At 63.3% G+C, this 18,080-nt stretch carries 14 protein-coding genes and 1 riboswitch; of the genes, 12 read left to right on the forward strand and 2 right to left on the reverse strand.

Annotated features, from left to right (window positions below; translation table 11 throughout):
• Window positions 1–56 precede the first annotated feature (56 nt).
• Window positions 57–425, reverse strand: a complete 369-nt coding sequence (locus E3T27_RS05120) for a LysR family transcriptional regulator (RefSeq protein ID WP_134571819.1) — start codon at window positions 423–425, stop codon at window positions 57–59.
• Window positions 426–550: 125 nt separating this feature from the next.
• Between E3T27_RS05120 and E3T27_RS05125 the strand changes: the two genes are divergently transcribed.
• The 5 genes from E3T27_RS05125 (at window position 551) to gcvP (ending at window position 6,638) form a co-directional block, all read left to right on the forward strand.
• Window positions 551–1,153 carry an LON peptidase substrate-binding domain-containing protein gene (locus tag E3T27_RS05125; protein WP_104197750.1) on the forward strand — a complete coding sequence of 201 codons (603 nt, stop codon included), beginning with the start codon at window positions 551–553 and terminating at the stop codon, window positions 1,151–1,153.
• A gap of 60 nt (window positions 1,154–1,213) precedes the next feature.
• A complete protein-coding gene (locus tag E3T27_RS05130) occupies window positions 1,214–1,819 on the forward strand; it encodes a DNA-3-methyladenine glycosylase I (protein WP_104197509.1) in 606 nt (201 codons plus the stop codon).
• 39 nt (window positions 1,820–1,858) lie between these two features.
• Window positions 1,859–1,954, forward strand: a riboswitch (glycine riboswitch).
• Window positions 1,955–2,139: 185 nt separating this feature from the next.
• A complete protein-coding gene (gene gcvT, locus E3T27_RS05135) occupies window positions 2,140–3,288 on the forward strand; it encodes a glycine cleavage system aminomethyltransferase GcvT (protein WP_134571820.1) in 1,149 nt (382 codons plus the stop codon).
• A gap of 53 nt (window positions 3,289–3,341) precedes the next feature.
• Window positions 3,342–3,713, forward strand: a complete 372-nt coding sequence (gene gcvH / locus E3T27_RS05140; RefSeq protein ID WP_104197511.1) for a glycine cleavage system protein GcvH — start codon at window positions 3,342–3,344, stop codon at window positions 3,711–3,713.
• Window positions 3,714–3,740: 27 nt separating this feature from the next.
• Window positions 3,741–6,638, forward strand: a complete 2,898-nt coding sequence (gene gcvP / locus E3T27_RS05145) for an aminomethyl-transferring glycine dehydrogenase (protein WP_420898043.1) — start codon at window positions 3,741–3,743, stop codon at window positions 6,636–6,638.
• A 3-nt stretch (window positions 6,639–6,641) separates the two neighbouring features.
• Here gcvP and E3T27_RS05150 read toward each other — a convergent pair whose 3' ends face one another.
• A complete protein-coding gene (locus tag E3T27_RS05150; RefSeq protein ID WP_241992128.1) occupies window positions 6,642–7,433 on the reverse strand; it encodes a CPBP family intramembrane glutamic endopeptidase in 792 nt (263 codons plus the stop codon).
• A 308-nt stretch (window positions 7,434–7,741) separates the two neighbouring features.
• Here E3T27_RS05150 and E3T27_RS05155 point away from each other — a divergent pair, with 308 nt between their 5' ends.
• The 7 genes from E3T27_RS05155 to E3T27_RS05185 all read left to right on the forward strand — a co-directional run bounded on the left by E3T27_RS05155 (window position 7,742) and on the right by E3T27_RS05185 (window position 18,065).
• Window positions 7,742–9,415, forward strand: coding sequence for a peptide ABC transporter substrate-binding protein (locus E3T27_RS05155; protein WP_134571822.1), 1,674 nt, complete (start codon window positions 7,742–7,744; stop codon window positions 9,413–9,415).
• A gap of 204 nt (window positions 9,416–9,619) precedes the next feature.
• Window positions 9,620–10,549: an ABC transporter permease gene (locus tag E3T27_RS05160; RefSeq protein ID WP_134571948.1), complete on the forward strand. Its 930-nt coding sequence runs from the start codon at window positions 9,620–9,622 to the stop codon at window positions 10,547–10,549.
• Entirely contained in the window at window positions 10,539–11,486 is a 948-nt protein-coding gene (locus tag E3T27_RS05165; RefSeq protein ID WP_104197515.1) for an ABC transporter permease, read from the forward strand. The genes E3T27_RS05160 and E3T27_RS05165 overlap by 11 nt, the downstream gene beginning before the upstream one ends.
• Window positions 11,483–13,231, forward strand: a complete 1,749-nt coding sequence (locus E3T27_RS05170; protein WP_134571823.1) for a dipeptide ABC transporter ATP-binding protein — start codon at window positions 11,483–11,485, stop codon at window positions 13,229–13,231. The genes E3T27_RS05165 and E3T27_RS05170 overlap by 4 nt, the downstream gene beginning before the upstream one ends.
• Before the next feature lie 328 nt (window positions 13,232–13,559).
• Entirely contained in the window at window positions 13,560–15,347 is a 1,788-nt protein-coding gene (locus E3T27_RS05175) for an ABC transporter family substrate-binding protein (RefSeq protein ID WP_104197517.1), read from the forward strand.
• A gap of 147 nt (window positions 15,348–15,494) precedes the next feature.
• Window positions 15,495–17,027: an ABC transporter permease gene (locus E3T27_RS05180; protein ID WP_134571824.1), complete on the forward strand. Its 1,533-nt coding sequence runs from the start codon at window positions 15,495–15,497 to the stop codon at window positions 17,025–17,027.
• Window positions 17,028–18,065 carry an ABC transporter permease gene (locus E3T27_RS05185; protein ID WP_104197519.1) on the forward strand — a complete coding sequence of 346 codons (1,038 nt, stop codon included), beginning with the start codon at window positions 17,028–17,030 and terminating at the stop codon, window positions 18,063–18,065. It begins immediately after the preceding gene.
• The last annotated feature ends 15 nt before the right edge of the window (window positions 18,066–18,080 follow it).

The following is an 18,080-nucleotide window of genomic DNA, read 5'->3' on the forward strand; positions in this document are numbered from 1 at the left end:
CACCGCGCGCTTGGCGTGGGGGCACCCTTCGCAGTCGTGTGCCAGGAACGCAGGGACTACCGCGACTGGCGCTTCTTGCCGAGCTTGGGTTGGCCCTTCACCGCGGGCGCGCGGCCCCGGCCCTTATTGGCCTTGGCCTTGCCGCCGCCCGATCCGCCGCCCGAATTACCGGCTGCGCCGGGCTGGGAGCCGCGACCGGCGGCGTGTGCGAGCTCGAGGCGCGCGTCGGCAAGAAAAGCGATCCCGATCTCGGTGAGCATCGTGCTCTCGGCGGAACGATCGAACAGCGCGTAGCCGAGTTCGGCTTCAACCTGCTTCACTGAGGCGCTGAGGGTGTCGCGCGAGACGCCGAGCGCCTGGGCGGCACGGGCGAAATCGGGAGCCTCGGCGGCGGCCACGAAGTGCCCAAGCAGGGTGATGTCCACGAACAGCCTTTCGTCGTTTGCGCGGGTGCGCGGTAGACCCTCTAGGCTACGCGTCGAATGCAGCCCATTCCAATCCGTCGCGCATAGGGCTTGGCGCAATGCCGATGACGTGGTTCGCTGGGGGCATGACGACCCTGCCGATGTTTCCCCTGGGATCCGTGCTGTTTCCCTACATGCCGCTGCAACTGCGTGTGTTCGAGGAGCGCTACCTCGTCATGCTGGCCCGGGTGCTTGATTCCGAGCCGGCCGAGTTCGGCATCGTGCTGATCGAACGCGGGCAGGAAGTCGGCGGCGGCGAACGTCGCTTCAGCATCGGCACCGTCGCCCGGGTCACCCAGCTCGAAGCGCCAGAAGGCTACCTGGGGCTGGTCGTTCAGGGTGAGCGCAGAATCGAGGTGACCGAGTGGATGCCGGAAGACCCGCATCCGCTCGCCACCGTTCGCGCGGTGCCCGACTTGACATGGGACGATGCGCTGCAGCCGCGCCGGGAACAAGCCGAACAGATCGTGCGCCGCACCCTGTCGCTCGCGAGCGAGTTCTCCGACCAGGAGTGGTCGCCCGATGTGGCGCTCTCGCACGATCCGACCGCCGCTGCCTGGCAGCTCGCCGCGATCGCCCCGGTTGGACCGCTCGACCAGATCGCGCTCCTGCGCTCCGACACGATGTCAGCACTGCTGGACAACATCATCGAGCTGACCGAGGCTGCAGCCGAGTCTTTGTCCTGGTGAATTGCCCCACACTCGCGGCTTGGCGACGGCCGTCTGCGGGGCCGGTGTCTAATGGTTCGTATGGAACAATTACCAGCCCCCGGGGTGATCGTCGGCCCCGATGGGCTCGCCCGCCCCGCCTGGGCCTCGGTCGACCCGATGTTGCGCGATTACTACGACACGGAGTGGGGCGTGCCCGTGCGCGACGAGCACGGGTTGTACGAACGCATCAGCCTCGAGGCGTTCCAATCCGGGTTGTCCTGGGCGATCATTCTGCGCAAGCGCCCCGGGTTTCGAGCAGCATTCGCCGACTTTGACCCCGAGCGGGTCGCCGCCTTCGACGAAAATGACGTTATGCGGCTGCTGAACGATGAGAAAATCGTACGCAACCGCCTCAAGATTCACGCCACTATTACGAACGCGCGGGCCACGGTCGCCCTTCGCGAAAGCGGTGGCCTGGTGAATTTTGTCTGGTCGTTCCAACCCGATGCCACGCCAGCGCCGCTGACGCAGTCCGACGTGCCCACCCGCTCCGATGCATCCGTCGCACTCTCGAAAGCACTCAAGAAGGTCGGCTTCGTCTTCGTTGGACCGACCACGATGTTCGCCCTCATGGAAGCGATCGGCATCATCGATACCCACCTCGTCGACAGTCATCGGCGTGGCAGCAGCGGGGTGTGGGGCTAGGCTGGCTCCAAGTCACATCACAACTAAACATCGGGTCATATGGACGATGCGGGAGAGTTCGGCGCGAAGGCGTGCGAACACCGAAGGAGCAATCCTCCCCGACAATCTCTCAGGTACTCGTACCGCATCGAACTGGCCACTCTGAAAAGTAGATTGAACGCGCTCTGCGTGTTTCACAATCTCGCCCACGGTGAAAGTCAGTGCGTCCGCGCTGGTGAAGCTCTCAGGCACGAGCGACAGAGGGGGAGTTCCCACGAGGCTCAACCGAGCCTCGCACACATGCGGCCGCGCCTGTTCGGCCCTGTCACCCCGGAGAACTCATGACCTCGGCCAATTCCAGCACCCTCGCCAGCACCGAGCGATTCTCGCCGCTGCACCAGGCGCACGTCGACGCCGGTGCGAGCTTCACCGACTTCGCCGGCTGGCAGATGCCGGTGCGCTACTCGAGCGATCTCGCCGAGCACCACGCCGTGCGCACCGAAGCAGGCCTGTTCGACCTGTCGCACATGGCCGAGATTCTGGTCGAGGGCCCGGATGCCGCCGCCTACCTCGACTACGCGCTCGCCAACAAACTCTCGGTCATCGAGCTGTGGCAGGCCAAGTACAGCCTGCTCCTCGCTGAGAACGGCGGCATCATCGACGACCTCGTCGTCTACCGCCTGGGCGACACCAGGTTTCTCATCGTTGCCAACGCCGGCAATCGTTTCGCCGCTTTCGATGCGCTGCGCGCCCGTGCCGACGGCTTCACCGTGAGCGTCGTCGACCAGAGCGACGACTACGCCCTCATCGCCGTGCAGGGCCCCAACGCCCTCGCCATTCTTGACGCCACCGAGGGCGTCACCGACCTCGGCACCGACCTGCACTTCATGAAGTATTACCGCATCACGGATGCTTCCTTCCTCGGCCAGTCACTTCTGGTGGCTCGCACCGGCTACACCGGTGAAGACGGCTTCGAGCTCTACCTCGCGGCCGCGCGAGCCCGAGAGCTGTGGGATGCACTCATGAGCGCCGGCGCCGAGAAAGGGCTCGTTCCGGCAGGGCTCGCCAGTCGCGACACCCTTCGGCTCGAAGCCGGCATGCCGCTCTACGGTCACGAGCTCACCCTGAACACCTTCCCGGCGCAGGCGGGCCTTGGCCGGGTGGTCAACCTGGGCAAGGAGAACGACTTCGTCGGCCGCGCCGCGAGCGAGGCGGGGCCGGAGTCGGGGGCATCCGTTTTGGTGGGTCTCATTGCCGCCGGCAAGCGTGCCGGGCGCGCCGACTACGAGATTTTCCGCAGCCTCGACGCCGAGACTTGCGACGGCGTCATCACGAGCGGCGCGCTCTCACCAACCCTCGGCTACCCGATCGCCATGGCCTACGTCACTCCCGATCTCGCCCGCCTCGGCACCGAGGTGTACGTCGACGTGCGTGGCACCCGCCTTCCCGCCACTGTTACCTCGCTTCCGTTCTATAAGCGCGTCAAATAGCTCCGCCCTGTTGAAATAGCCCTGAATCCGTTCACCCTGCGAAAGGCAACACCATGACAGACACATCCCAACTGCACTACACCGCTGAGCATGAGTGGATTCTGGTCGACGGCAGCATCGCGACCGTCGGCATCACCGCCTATGCCGCCGAGAAGCTCGGCGACGTGGTTTTCGTCGAACTGCCCGAGGTGGGCAGCACGGTCGCCGGCGGCACGGTCATCGGCGAAATCGAGTCGACCAAGTCGGTCGGGGAACTGTTCGCACCGGTCAACGGCACCGTCACCGCCATCAACAATGCCGTGGTCGAGAGCCCCGAGCTGGTCAATAGCGACCCGTTCGGTGCAGGTTGGCTGATCAAGGTTGAGTTCGACACGCTGCCCACCCTGCTCAGCCTGGCCGAATACTCGGCCCTCATCGGCGAGTAGCTCATGGAAACGCAGGTTCGGCAGCAGATGCCCTCGGCCTTCACCCAGCGCCACATCGGAACGGATGCAGACGCCCAGTCCCACATGCTTGCCACACTCGGCTATGACTCGGTGGACGACCTCGTTTCCGCCGCCATGCCCGCGTCGATTCACGCCGATCTGTTTCGGCAAGACTCAGGCAGCGCACTTCCGCCCGCCGCGACCGAGAACGAGGCAGTTGCCGAACTGCGCGCCCTGGCCGATCGCAATACGGTCAAGCGCTCCATGATCGGTCTCGGCTATTACGACACGTTCACGCCCGCAGTGATCAAGCGCAACGTGTTCGAGAACCCCAGCTGGTACACGGCGTACACGCCGTACCAGCCCGAGATCTCACAGGGCCGCCTCGAAGCCCTCATCAACTTTCAGACCATGATTGCTGACCTCACCGGTCTGACCACCGCCAACGCGTCGATGCTCGACGAGTCGACGGCGGTCGTTGAGGGCATGCTGCTCGCCCTGCGCGCCTCCAAATCCACCTCACGACGATTCATCGTCGACACGGATGCTTTTCCCCAGACCCACGCGCTGCTCGCCAACCGCGCCGCAGCCCTCGGCATCGAGCTCGCCCAGGTCGCGCTCAGCGAACAGACCACGGCCGAGGACCTCGGCGATTATTTCGGAGTCTTCGTGCAGTACCCGTCGGCATCCGGTCGCATCTGGAACCCGCAAGTGGTCATCGATCTTGCGCACGAATGCACAGCGCTCGCCGTGGTGGCCGCCGACCTGCTGGCGCTCACCCTGCTCAAGTCGCCCGGCGACCTCGGCGCCGATGTCGCCGTCGGCACGAGCCAGCGCTTCGGCGTGCCGATGGGGTTCGGCGGACCGCACGCCGGCTACATGGCCGTGCGCAAGGGGCTCGAACGCCAGCTGCCCGGACGCTTGGTCGGCGTGAGCGTCGATGCCACCGGACACCCCGCCTACCGCCTCGCCCTGCAGGTGCGCGAACAGCACATCCGCCGCGACAAGGCCACCTCGAACATCTGCACCGCCCAGGTGCTGCTCGCCGTCATGGCCGGAATGTACGCGGTTTACCACGGGCCACAGGGTCTCGCCGCGATCGCCGAGCAGGTGCACGAGCGAGCTGGAGCCCTCGTCGCCGCCTTGCGTGCCATTGACGTCGACGTGCAAAGCGACACGTTCTTTGATACCGTCCGGGTCTTCGTCCCGAGCGCGGCCGAGGTCGTTGCGAAGGCGGCGGCGAGCGGCTTCAACCTGTATCAGGTCGACGAGACCACCATCAGTGTGTCGGTCGATGAGACCACCACGCTCGCTGATCTGTCCTACGTCGTCGGCGCGTTCGGCGGCCGCGATGCGTTCGGCCACGTCGACTTCGACGCCGTACAGCACGGGCTGCCGAGCGAGTTGGGTCGCGAGAGCGAATTCCTCACCCACCCGGTGTTCAACACGCACGCTTCCGAGACCAGCATGATGCGCTACCTCAAGCGCCTCGCCGACTACGACTACGCGCTTGACCGGGGAATGATCCCGCTCGGCTCCTGCACCATGAAGCTCAACGCAGCGAGCGAAATGGAGGCCGTCAGCTGGCCCGAATTCGCCGGGATCCACCCCTTCGCCCCGAAAGCGGATGTCGAGGGTTACCTGCACCTCGTTCGGCAGCTCGAAACCTGGCTCGCCGATGTCACCGGGTACGACTCCGTGTCGTTGCAGCCGAACGCCGGCAGCCAGGGCGAACTCGCCGGCCTGCTCGCCATCCGCGGGTACCACCAGTCCAACGGGCAGATCGACCGCACGGTCTGCCTGATCCCGTCGAGCGCGCACGGCACAAACGCGGCATCCGCTGTGCTGGCGGGCATGCGCGTAGTTGTCGTGGCCTGCGACGAGCTCGGTAACGTCGACCTCGCCGACCTGCACGCCAAGATCGTCGAGCATGCCGACAGCCTCGCCGCCCTCATGATCACCTACCCCTCGACGCACGGCGTCTACGAGCACGAGGTCGCCACCATCTGTTCGGCCGTGCACGCCGCCGGCGGCCAGGTCTACGTCGACGGCGCCAACCTCAACGCGCTGCTCGGTTTCGCCCGCTACGGCGATTTCGGCGGCGACGTCTCACACCTGAACCTGCACAAGACCTTCTGCATCCCGCACGGGGGCGGCGGACCGGGCGTCGGCCCGGTTGCGGCCAAGGCGCACCTCGCGTCGTTCCTCCCGGGGCATCCGCTTGCCCAGAGCGACGAGCATTACCTACTGGGAAGCGGCGGAGCCAGCACCACCGTCGTGCATGCCGGCGGTCCGGTCTCGGCGGCGCCCTATGGCAGCCCGAGCATCCTGCCTATCTCGTGGGCGTATGTGCGCATGATGGGCATCGACGGCCTCAAGCAGGCCACCGGCGCAGCCGTGCTCGCCGCCAACTATGTCGCGAAACGCCTCGAAGACAGCTACCCGCTGCTTTACTCTGGCGAAAACGGCCTGGTCGCGCACGAGTGCATTCTCGACCTGCGACCGCTCACCGCGACTACGGGAGTGACCGTCGATGACGTGGCTAAACGCCTCGTCGACTACGGCTTCCACTCGCCGACGATGAGCTTTCCGGTGGCTGGAACGCTCATGGTTGAACCCACCGAGAGTGAAGACCTCAGCGAAATCGACCGTTTCGTCGACGCCATGATCGCGATCAAGGTCGAAGCGGATGCCGTCGCCGCCGGCCGCTGGCCCGCCGACGACAACCCGTTGCATAACGCGCCGCACACTGCGCAGTCGGTGATCGAGGGGGAGTGGGAGCACCCGTACGACCGGGCCACCGCGGTCTATCCACTCGCGAGCCTGGTGCGGGGCAAGTACTGGCCGCCGGTGCGGCGGATCGACAACGCCTACGGTGACCGCAACTTGGTCTGCGCCTGCCCGCCGCCCGAGGCGTTCGAGTAGAAGTTAGCTGGCCGGGGCGAGCAGCCCCGGCCACCAGGCCAGTGCGAGCGGGTAGCCGACGAACGAGAGAATGTCGAGCAGCCAGTGGGTCACCACGAGCGGCATGGTGCGCCCCCACCGGGTGTAGCACCAACCGAACACGACGCCCATGGCGACGTTGCCGAAGAACGGCCCAACGCCCTGGTACAGGTGATAGCTGCCGCGCAGTGTGGCCGAGCTCAGAATGATGATCCAGGGTGACCAGCCGAGTTCACGCAGCCGGGTGAACAGGTAGCCGACCACGATGATTTCCTCGACCAGCGCGGCCTTCAGCGCGGCGAAGACCAGAATCGGTATGGTCCACCAGAAAGTGTCGAGCGGCGAGGGCACCACGGCCACGGTGAAACCGAATGCGCGCCCGGCCAGGTAGAGCGCGAGGCCTGGAATTCCGATGACCAGTAGCAGTCCGAACCCGCCCAGCACGTCCTTACCCGGTCGGGTCAGGTCGAAGCCGAGCCGGGTGAACGGGTTCTGCCCGGGACGCCAGAGCAGAAACATCACCAGGGCTACCGCTCCGAGCCCGAACGCGATACCCAGAAACTGGTACGTGAAGTCGAGCCACTCACGCGGCGACTGCGAGCCGTTCAGCGTCGCCGACTGGTCGGCGAGGGGGGTCGTGTCGCTCAGCCGGGCCACGATCGACACGATCGAGTACACCGCCGACGCCCCGAGCGACAGCGCGAGAACAATGCCGATCTCCCAATAGTTCCGGGAACGGTCGAGCCGGGAACTCGGCAACAGGGATGCTTGCGGCATGGCCCTATCCTGCCACCCCGCCATCCCAGGTACCCGCTTCACGATCACAGGAGCTGGACCTCCCCTTTGAGGCCACCTCGCAACATATGTGCAAAAGCGCACTGTTTTACGCTCAATAGTTGCCGAAAGGGTTGCGCGTCGATAACATTCTTCGCCCCATTACTCATTCTGGGCGAATAACAAACTAGGCTCGAAACAACCCCCCAATCTTGAGTGCGCTCTTCTGCGACCAAAATTGGGTTGACTCTACTGGCGCTCGACACGATCAAGAGCCGTGTCGGGCCCCCATTTGTGCATTGGAGCAAAAATTGAAAATCAAGAGAATGGGCATTGTCGCCATTGCTCTCGCGTCGACCGGAGCGCTCATGCTCGCTGGCTGCGCTGGCGGCGGAGCGACCACCGGTGATGACAGCGCAATCATCACGACGAACGGCAGCGAGCCGCAGATGTCGCTGATCCCGACTAACACCACCGAGGCGGGCGGCGGCAAGATCGTCACGTCGATTTTTGCCGGCCTGGTCTCCTACTCGGAGGCCGGGGAGATTGAGAACGAGGTCGCCGAATCGATCGAGTCTGACGACGCCACGACGTGGACTGTCTCGCTCAAGGATGGTTGGACCTTCAGCAACGACGAGCCGGTCACGGCTTCGTCCTTTGTCGACGCCTGGAACTACGGCGCCCTCGTCACCAACGCGCAGGGGTCCTCCTACTTCTTCGACAACATCGTCGGCTACTCCGATGTCTCCAACACCAAGGATGATCCCACCGGGGCCACTGACGATGCCGGTCAAGTTCTTCAGGTTCCCGACCCGCTCGCCGAGACCATGTCCGGCCTGAAGGTTGTCGATGACACGACGTTCACCGTAGAGCTCGCCGGCACCGAGGCCGACTGGCCGCTGCGCCTCGGCTATACGGCCTACTCGCCGCTGCCCGCCGTGGCCTTCGAAGACATGGACGCCTTCGGCCAAAACCCGGTTGGTAACGGCCCGTACATGCTGGCCGGCGAGGACGCCTGGCAGCACGACGTGCAGATCGAGCTCGTCACGAACCCGGACTACTCGGGTGTGCGCACCCCGAAGAACGACGGATTGACCATCGTCTTTTTTGCCTCCTTCGATGCCGGCTACGCGGCCGTGCAGGGCGGCGACCTCGACGTGCTCGACCAGATCCCCGAATCTGCCCTCGCGACCTACGAATCCGACTTTCCGGACTCTTTCGTGAATGAGCCCGCCGCAGTGTTCCAGGCCTTCAACATGCCGTACTACCTCGAGCACTGGTCCGGTGAAGAGGGCAAGTTGCGCCGCGCCGCTCTCTCTATGGCCATCGACCGTGCCGAGATCACCGACGTCGTGTTCCAGGGCACCCGTACCCCGGCCACCGACTTCACTTCTCCAGTCATCGACGGCTATTCTGACTCGCTCGAGGGTTCCGAAGTGCTTGATTTCAACCCCGACGAGGCTGTCGCGCTCTGGGCCGAGGCCGATGCCATCTCCCCGTACACGGGTACGTTCGACATCGCGTACAACGCCGACGGACCGCACCAGGTCTGGGTCGACGCCGTCGTCAACAGTGTCAAGAACACCCTCGACATCAACGCGGTCGGCAAACCGTACCCGACCTTTGCTGCCTCCATCGATGACCGTGAAGCCCAGACGTTGACCGGCGGTACCCGCTCTGGCTGGCTGGCCGATTACCCCTCGCTCTACAACTTCCTCGCGCCGTTGTACCAGACCGGTGCCGGCTCGAACTACGAGGGTTACAGCAGCGAAGAGTTCGACACGCTCCTTAAAGGCGGCGCCGCGGCGTCGAGTGTTGAGGATGCCACTGCCAAGTACGTCGAGGCTCAGGAAGTTCTGCTGCAGGACCTCCCGACCATCCCGCTCTGGTACCAGAACACCTCCGGTGTCTGGTCCGACAGCGTGAGCAACGTCGAGTTCGGCTGGGATTCCGTGCCGCTCTACTACGCAATCACCAGGAACTAACAGTTCGCTCCTAGTACGTCGTTCCGAGAGGCCCGGGGGTCATTCCCCGGGCCTCTCGAGTTTCACTTAATGATTGCGATTTTCCATGCACCTGATTTCCGCCGTGTCGACCAGCACCGTGTCGACCAGCGCCGTGTCGTCAAGAACCGTGTCGTCAAGAACCGTATCGACCAGCACCGTGTCGACCAAGCCCCTGGATACCTGATGCTCTGGTACACCGGCAAGCGCCTGATCCAGATGATTCCCGTGTTCTTCGGCGCCACGTTTTTGATCTACTTCATGGTGTTCTCCCTTCCGGGGGACCCCATCGCTGCCCTCTACGGCGATCGGCCGCCGTCGGCCGCCGTTCTCGCGCAGATCCGGGCCGAGTACAACCTCGACAAGCCGTTCATCGTGCAGTACCTGCTCTACATCGGTAACTTTTTCCAGGGCGACCTCGGCACCACCTACTCCGGTCGTTCTGTTTCCGACGTCATGGCCTCGGCCTTTCCGATCACGGCACGGCTCGCCATGCTCGCCCTCGCCTTTGAGGCGTTTTTCGGAATTTTCGTCGGTCTCATTGCCGGTCTCCGCAAGGGCAAACTGTTCGATGCAAGCGCTCTCGTTGTGAGCCTGTTGCTGATCAGCGTGCCCACGTTCGTCATCGGTTTCGTGCTGCAATTCGTGTTCGGTGTGCAACTCGGCTGGGCCCGCACCACGGTCAGTGGTGCAGCACCGCTCGACGAACTGATTCTGCCAGCGCTGGTCCTGGCATCCGTTTCATTTGCCTACATTGTGCGCCTGACCCGGGCTAGTGTGTCCGACAATCTCAACGCCGACTTCGTGCGCACCGCGACGGCCAAGGGCCTATCCCGCCCCCGTGTCGTGACCGTGCACGTGCTGCGCAATTCCCTCGTTCCCGTGATCACCTTTCTCGGTGTCGACATTGGCTCGCTTATGGTCGGTGCCATCGTCACCGAGGGCATCTTCAATATCAACGGGGTCGGTGGCACCGTTTTCAAGGCCATTCGCCTGGGCGAAGGACCAACCGTTGTCTCGTTCATTGCCGTTATGGTCGTGATCTTCGTACTCGCCAACCTGCTCGTCGATCTGCTGTACGCAGCTCTGGACCCAAGGATCCGTTATGCCAAATAAGAATCCGGGCGTGCAGCCGCACTTCGTTGCCGCGCTCGAAGACACCCCGCTCGTCGCCATCGATCGCCTCGACGAGACCGCGAAAGCTCGCAGCACCTGGGCGGATGCCTGGGAGGCGATGCGACGTCGCCCCACGTTCTGGATCTCCTCGGGGCTTATCCTGCTGATCGTGCTGGTAGCGCTGTTCCCCACCTGGTTCGCCTCGGTATCGCCGACCCAATGCCAGCTGTCGGACAGCAACGGGGTTCCGCAGTCAGGGCACCCGCTGGGATTCACCTTCCAGGGCTGCGACGTCTATGCCCGAATCATCTTCGGCACGAGTGCCTCGGTGACCGTGGGAATACTGGCTGCGGTAATCGTGACCCTGTTCGGTCTCATCGTCGGCGCCCTCGCCGGCTACTACGGCGGATTCCTCGACGGCGTCGTCTCACGGATCGGCGACATCTTCTTCGCTGTTCCCACCGTGCTCGGCGCCATCGTGTTGCTCTCGGTTCTGCCCGACCGCACTCCGGTGGTGATCGCCCTGGTCATCTCGATCTTCGCCTGGCCGCAAGTTGCCCGCATCATGCGCGGCGCAGTGCTCACCGCCCGCAACTCGGACTATGTCGTGGCTTCGGTCGCACTCGGCGTGTCAAAGTTCAAAATTTTGGTGCGCCACGTGATGCCTAATGCCATCGCCCCCGTGATCGTGATCGCGACGGTGTCGCTTGGAACGTTCATCGTTGCCGAAGCCACGCTGTCGTTCTTGGGGATCGGCCTCGGTCCCGGCACGATGTCGTGGGGACGCGATATCGGTGAAGCGCAGACATCCATTCGCACGAGCCCGCAGGTGCTGTTGTACCCCTCGATCGCGCTTTCCTTGACCGTGCTGGCCTTCCTCATGCTCGGGGACGTTCTGCGCGATGCGCTCGACCCCCAGGCGAGGGCACGCCGATGACCCAGTTAGCGACCGAAACCGTGAAGCAGATCCCGTCCACCGACTCCGCACCGCTGCTTGAAATTCGTAACCTCGAGGTCGGCTTCCGCACCCAGCGGGGTCTCGTGTCCGCCGTTCGCGGTGTGAACCTCATGCTCTACCCCGGCCAGACCCTTGCTATCGTGGGGGAGTCCGGCTCGGGTAAGACCACAACCGCCCAGGCGATCATCAAGCTGCTAGCCGGTACCGGCCACGTGACCGGCGGGCAGATCCTGTTCGAGGGCCGCGACCTGACCGCCCTGACCGCCGCCGAAATGCAGGCCGTGCGCGGCCGTGAGATCGGCTACGTTCCGCAGGACCCGATGAGCAACCTCAACCCGGTGTGGAACATCGGTTTTCAGGTGTCCGAAGCGATCAGGGTCAATAGTGCTCTCCGGGGCAAGGCATTGAAACAGCGCACCATCGAAGTGCTGCAGGACGCGGGGCTGGCCGATGCCGCCGACCGGCTCAAGCAGTACCCGCACCAGTTCTCCGGTGGAATGCGCCAGCGCGTACTCATCGGCATCGGGCTGTCTGCCCGGCCGAAGTTGCTCATCGCCGATGAGCCGACCAGCGCGCTCGATGTCACCGTGCAGCGTCAGATTCTCGATCACCTCGCCACCCTCACCCGGGACTACGGCACGAGCGTCCTGTTCATCACGCACGACCTCGGCCTTGCCGCCGAACGGGCCGAGCAGCTTGTAGTGATGTACAAAGGCAAGGTTGTCGAGTCCGGGCCGTCTCAGGAAATCCTGGCCAACCCGCAGCATCCTTACACGCAGCGCCTCGTGGCGGCCGCTCCGAGCCTCGCGTCGCGGCGCATCCAGGCCAAAAAGAATCAGGAGCCCGCCGCCACCGAGATCTTCTCGATCGGCGGCATCGACACCGCGTTGATCACGCGCGCCACCGAACGCGAACTGGCGGCGTCGGGCAAGGACCTCATCTCGGTCGAGGGCATCAGCAAGATGTACCGCATTCGCAAATCCGGCCTGAAGTACGACCAACTCCTCGCCGTAAACGACGTGTCGTTTGGCGTGCAGAAGGGCACGACCACGGCGATCGTGGGGGAGTCCGGTTCCGGCAAATCGACCGTGGCCAAGCTCATTTTGCAGTTGGAGAGCCTCACCAGCGGGCGGATTGAATTCGAGGGGCGCGACGTCGCTGGGTTGAAGGGCCGGGAACTGCTGAACTTTCGTCGGCGCGTGCAGCCCGTGTTCCAAGACCCGTATGGTTCACTCGACCCGCAGTACAACGTGGGTAACACCATCGCTGAACCCCTGCTCGCGCACAAAGTGGGAACCCGGAAGGAGCGGCAGAAGCGGGTATTGGAGTTGCTCGATCAGGTGTCGCTGCCGGCTGCGACGCAGTTTCGTTACCCGAGCGAGCTGTCCGGCGGCCAACGCCAGCGCATCGCGATTGCGCGTGCCCTGGCGCTGAAGCCCGATGTCCTCGTGCTCGACGAGGCGGTGTCTGCGCTCGATGTGCTCGTGCAGGGTCAAATTTTGAACCTGCTCACCGAGTTGCAGACGGAACTGGATCTGACGTACCTGTTCATCACCCATGATCTTGCGGTGGTGCGACTGGTCGCCGACAATGTCTGTGTCATGCAGAAGGGACGTATCGTCGAAGCGGCATCCACCGACGACGTGTTCGACAATCCGAGAGAGCTCTACACGCAGGAGCTCCTCGCCGCCATCCCCGGTGGCGATTTCGAGTTCGGTCGCTAACGGCTCGATTCGTTCCAAACAGGCCTGACCGGCAATAACGGTCAGGCCTGTCCGGCGTTCAGCGCCACTGTGGACCGCGGACCAACTCGGGGCCCCTGTGGTGCTTTCCGCGGTTTGGTCGGTAAAAAAGGGACAAATTCCGCGCACGGGCGGACCAGACGCAATTTTTGTGCAGAATGCCCGACTTGAACGAAAAAGAATGGAGCTATTTCATAACAGTTCGGCAATTTGATTGGCAAGCTGGGGATTTCTCTCTATGGTCATAGCTAAACACGATCGACTCGCGGCGCCTCGCCCGTATCGACGATCACTTCGCCCAGGAGGAATCTTGTCCATCAGAGGAAAACTGCTTAGGAAGAGCCTCAGCGGGGTCGCCGTTCTCGGCGTCGCTGCCCTCGCCCTGACCGCATGCACCACAGCCGGCAGTACCGCCCCGAATACGGATGCCGCGGCCAGCGGCGGCACGGTCACGGTTGCCGTGGTCAACGACTTCACGTCGTTCAATAACCAGACCCCGCAGTCCAACCTCGACACCAACGGCCAGGTCGGTTACCTCATGGGCAGCTACGGCTCGGCCTTCTCCTACATTGATAAAGACTTCAAGATCGTGCATGAAAAAAAGTTCGGCACCTTCGAGAAAACCAGTGACGACCCGCAGACCGTCACATACACGCTGAATCCCGAGAACAAGTGGTCAGACGGAGAGCCCGTGACCGCCGATGACATGGTGCTTTCCTGGGCAACCCAGGCCGGCTATTACGACAGTTCCACTACCGATGAGGCCACCGGTGAGGTGACCACCGGTACGACCTACTTCGAGATTGCGGCGAGCACTGCCGGCCTCGACACGACAGCTTTTCCCACGGTCAGCGATGACAACCTGTCGATGACGTTGGTCTACGGCACCCCCTATGTGGATTGGGAGCTGGTCAACCCGATCGGCCAGCCCGCACACATCGTTGCCAAGAAGGCCGGGCTGAGCTCTGCCGCTGATCTGACCGCCTTGCTCAAGGGGCTGCCAAAAGGCGACCCGGCCAACCCGGCCGCTCCCGACCCCACGCTCAAAGCTGCTGCGGACTTCGTAAACACCGGCTACGACGTGACCGCCTTCCCAACCGACCCCGACCTACTGGTTTCCAGTGGTCCGATGGTGCCGACCGGCTGGACCCCCGGCCAGTCGTTCACGATGGAGCGCAACAAGTACTACGTCGGCGGCATGATTCCCAAAATCGACAAGATTGTGCTGCGCGTCATCCCCGACGCGAACGCGCAGGTCACCGCGCTGCAGAACGGTGAAGTGGACATCATCAACCCGCAGGCATCCGCTGACACACTGACCGCACTGGAGAACACCGGCGCTGACGTGCTCACCGGCGACCAGGTGTCGTACGACCACCTCGACCTCAACTTCGGAGCCCCGGTCTTCGCCGACCTCAGTGTTCGCCAAGCGTTCCTGAAGACCATTCCGCGGCAGCAGATTCTTGACTCCATCGTGACCCCGGTCAACCCGGACGCCAAGGTTCTGAACTCGCAAATCTGGGTTCCGGCCAACGAACCGTACGCCGACTCGATTGCGAACAACGGATCCAGCGACTACGCAGAGGTCGACATCGAAGGCGCCAAGACGCTCCTCGCCGGAGCAACACCAACGATCAGCATCCTCTACAACACCAAGAACCCAAACCGCGTCGATGAGTTCCAGGCCATTCAGGAATCGGCTACCAAAGCCGGTTTCAACATCGTGGACAAGGGCTCACCCGACTGGGCCTCCCTTTTGGCCGGTGGCGACTATGACGCCTCGATCTTTGGTTGGATCAGCCCGGGTGTCGGCTCTGCCGGTATTTCGCAGATCTTCTCAACCGACGGCGGTGGAAACTACAGCCGTTACACGGGAACCAATGCTGATGCCATCGCGACCCAGACCACTCTGGATCCCGACGAACTCGTCAAGATCGAGAAGCGTATGGACAAGCAGATGTTTACGGATGCCTACGGCCTGCCGATGTTCCAACTGCCCGGTGTGTTCGGTGTCGCCAAGCGCGTGAGCGGCGTGGAGTATATGGGCAACCAAACCGGTCCGTTCTGGAACTTCTGGGAGTGGTCCGTCAGTAAGTAGCACGACCGAGATATACAGCTCGATCGCGCCGTTGGGCTCCTGGGCACGCCCGGGAGCCCAACTCGTGAGTCTGGCGGCATCCGTTCTTTTGTTCTTTCGCCTAATTCAGAAGTGCGAACCAACCCCCTACAGCGAGGTAGCCCACACATGGTGACCTTCATCCTGAGACGTGTTCTCGTTTCCGTGCTCATCCTGGTCGCTGCATCATTTCTGATGTACGTCATGGTGGGCTATTCGGCCGACCCGCTTCAAGACCTCCGAAGCAGCAATTCGCCCAATAAGCAGCAACTGATCAACGCCCGCGTCTCGCTGCTCGACCTTGACGTTCCGCCGCCCTTGCGCTGGGTGCTCTGGATCGGAGGTGTGGCGAAATGTGCGATTCCGTTCGCCAACGCTTGCGACCTGGGCTCGACTATCTCGAATGCTCGGGTGGTCGACATCCTGCCCAACGCCCTTGCCGCGACGGTGCAGCTCGTCACCTTCGCGCTTGTGCTGGCCATTCTGCTCGGCGTGACGATCGGTATCATCACCGCCCTCCGCCAGTACAGCGGCCTGGACAACACGGTCACCTTCGTCAGTTTCTTCCTGTACTCGCTGCCCGCCTTCCTTGTCGCCGTGCTGCTCAAAGAATTCGTCGCCATCGGTTTCAACGACTTTCTGCGAGACCCCGTGATCGGTGGCGTAGCCTTGCTGGTCATCGGCCTCATCGTCGGGGCCATCTGGCAGTCGCTCCGCGGTGGTGACGGGCGGCGCAGACTGGTCGTCTTCCTCGTGTCGGGGCTTGCGACATCGGGTGTTCTGCTGCTGATGAGTGCGACGGGATGGTTCATGCGCCCGGGCCTCGGCGCGATCCCGATCATTCTGCTGGTCGCTGCGATCGCCCTCGGCTCGGCCACCCTGCTGGCTGGCCTGCGCAACCGTCGGGCACTCATCACGGCGGGTATCAACGCGGTGATCGCCATTGCGGCGTACTTCACCCTGCAACCATTGTTCGCGGTGTCGAGCGCGGGCACCCTGTTCATTTTGGCGCTCGCCACCGTCGCGGTAGGTCTCGTGAGTGGTTTTCTGGCCGGCGGCTACGACCGGGGCCAGAACATGCGGGTCGGTCTCGTCACTGCCCTGTTTTCCGGCGCTGTCGTTCTGCTGGACCGCTTCATGCAGTCCTGGGGCGATCTGCTGTCCGCTACGAACGGACGACCGATCGCGACGGTGGGCTCGAAGACACCGGGGCTGTCCGGCGATGTGTGGCTTTCGGGCCTCGATGCCTTCGTGCACCTGACCCTGCCGACAATTGCGCTGCTGCTCATCTCCTTCGCCGGGTACACCCGATACTCCCGCGCCGGCATGCTCGAAGTTCTCAGTCTGGACTTCATCAGGACGGCTCGCGCCAAGGGACTACCCGAACGCACCGTGATCATGCGTCACGCCTTTCGCAACATGCTCATTCCCCTGACAACCCTCGTCGCTTTCGACGTCGGCGCCTTGCTCGGTGGCGCGATCATCACAGAATATGTCTTCGCTATCCCGGGCATGGGCAGTCTGTTCAATGCGGGTCTCTTTCGCGGTGACGTCAATCCGGTCATGGGGTACTTCCTGATCGTGGCCGCGATGGCCATCACCTTCAACTTTCTGGCCGATATGGCCTATGCCGGGCTCGACCCGAGAGTGAGGATTCGCTAAATGTCCACACCGATTGGTTCGGGGCAGACCCCGCCCACCGAAATTCCGGCCGACGAACTCACCGCCGCCAGCGCTATCCCCGAGAGCCAGGGGCGTTTGATTTGGCGACGGTTCATCGGCAATAAGGTCGCCGTTGCTTCGATCATCGTCATTGCGTTCATCATCATTTTTTCCTTCTCCGCCATCGGCGTCGGCGCCATTCCCGGCTGGTGGAAATACGATTTCAAATCACTCAATCCGCAGGTGAATCAGGGTGACCCGACCCTGTCGCTCCTGCCCCAATTCCTCGGCGGCAACGGAATCTCGCTGGGCGAACATCCGTTTGGCCAAGACCGTATCGGCAAGGACTACTTCGCCATGACCATGCGCGGAATTCAGAACTCCGCGCTCGTCATGGTGGTTCTCGGCCTGATCGCCACGGTCGTCGGAGTGGTGGTCGGGGCGGTCGCGGGCTACTACCGCGGCATGGTCGATGCCGTACTGATGCGCGTCACGGACGTCTTCATCGTGATTCCCGCGCTCGTCATCGGCTCGGTCGTCGGCCACTGGTTCGGCAGCCTGGGCGCCCCGATACTCGCAATCATGCTCGGGTTCTTCTCCTGGATGGGCATCGCCCGGCTGGTGCGCAGCGAGTTCCTGTCGCTGCGCGAACGCGAGTTCGTCGAGGCCGCCCGGGTCGCCGGGGCCTCGGACGCGCGCATCATCTTCAAGCACATCCTGCCCAACGCCATGGGAGTGGTCATCGTGTCGGCCACGCTCATCATGGCGTCTGCCATTTTGCTGGAGACAGCGTTGAGCTTTCTCGGCTACGGTATCCGCTCTCCCGACGTGTCGCTCGGCCTGCTGATCAGCTCCAACCAGTCGGCGTTCCAAACCCGACCGTGGCTGTTCTGGTGGCCCGGTGCCTTCATCGTGTCACTGGCGTTACTCGTCAACTTCGTCGGCGACGGCCTCCGCGATGCCTTCGACCCGCGCCACCGCCGGTTCAACCTCAGCAAAATGCGCGAAACCCGGCCGGAGCCGGAGACCCAGCCGTGACGTCGCGCAGCGCCG

The organism is Cryobacterium lyxosi, from assembly GCF_004403345.1.
Lineage (GTDB): Bacteria > Actinomycetota > Actinomycetes > Actinomycetales > Microbacteriaceae > Cryobacterium > Cryobacterium lyxosi.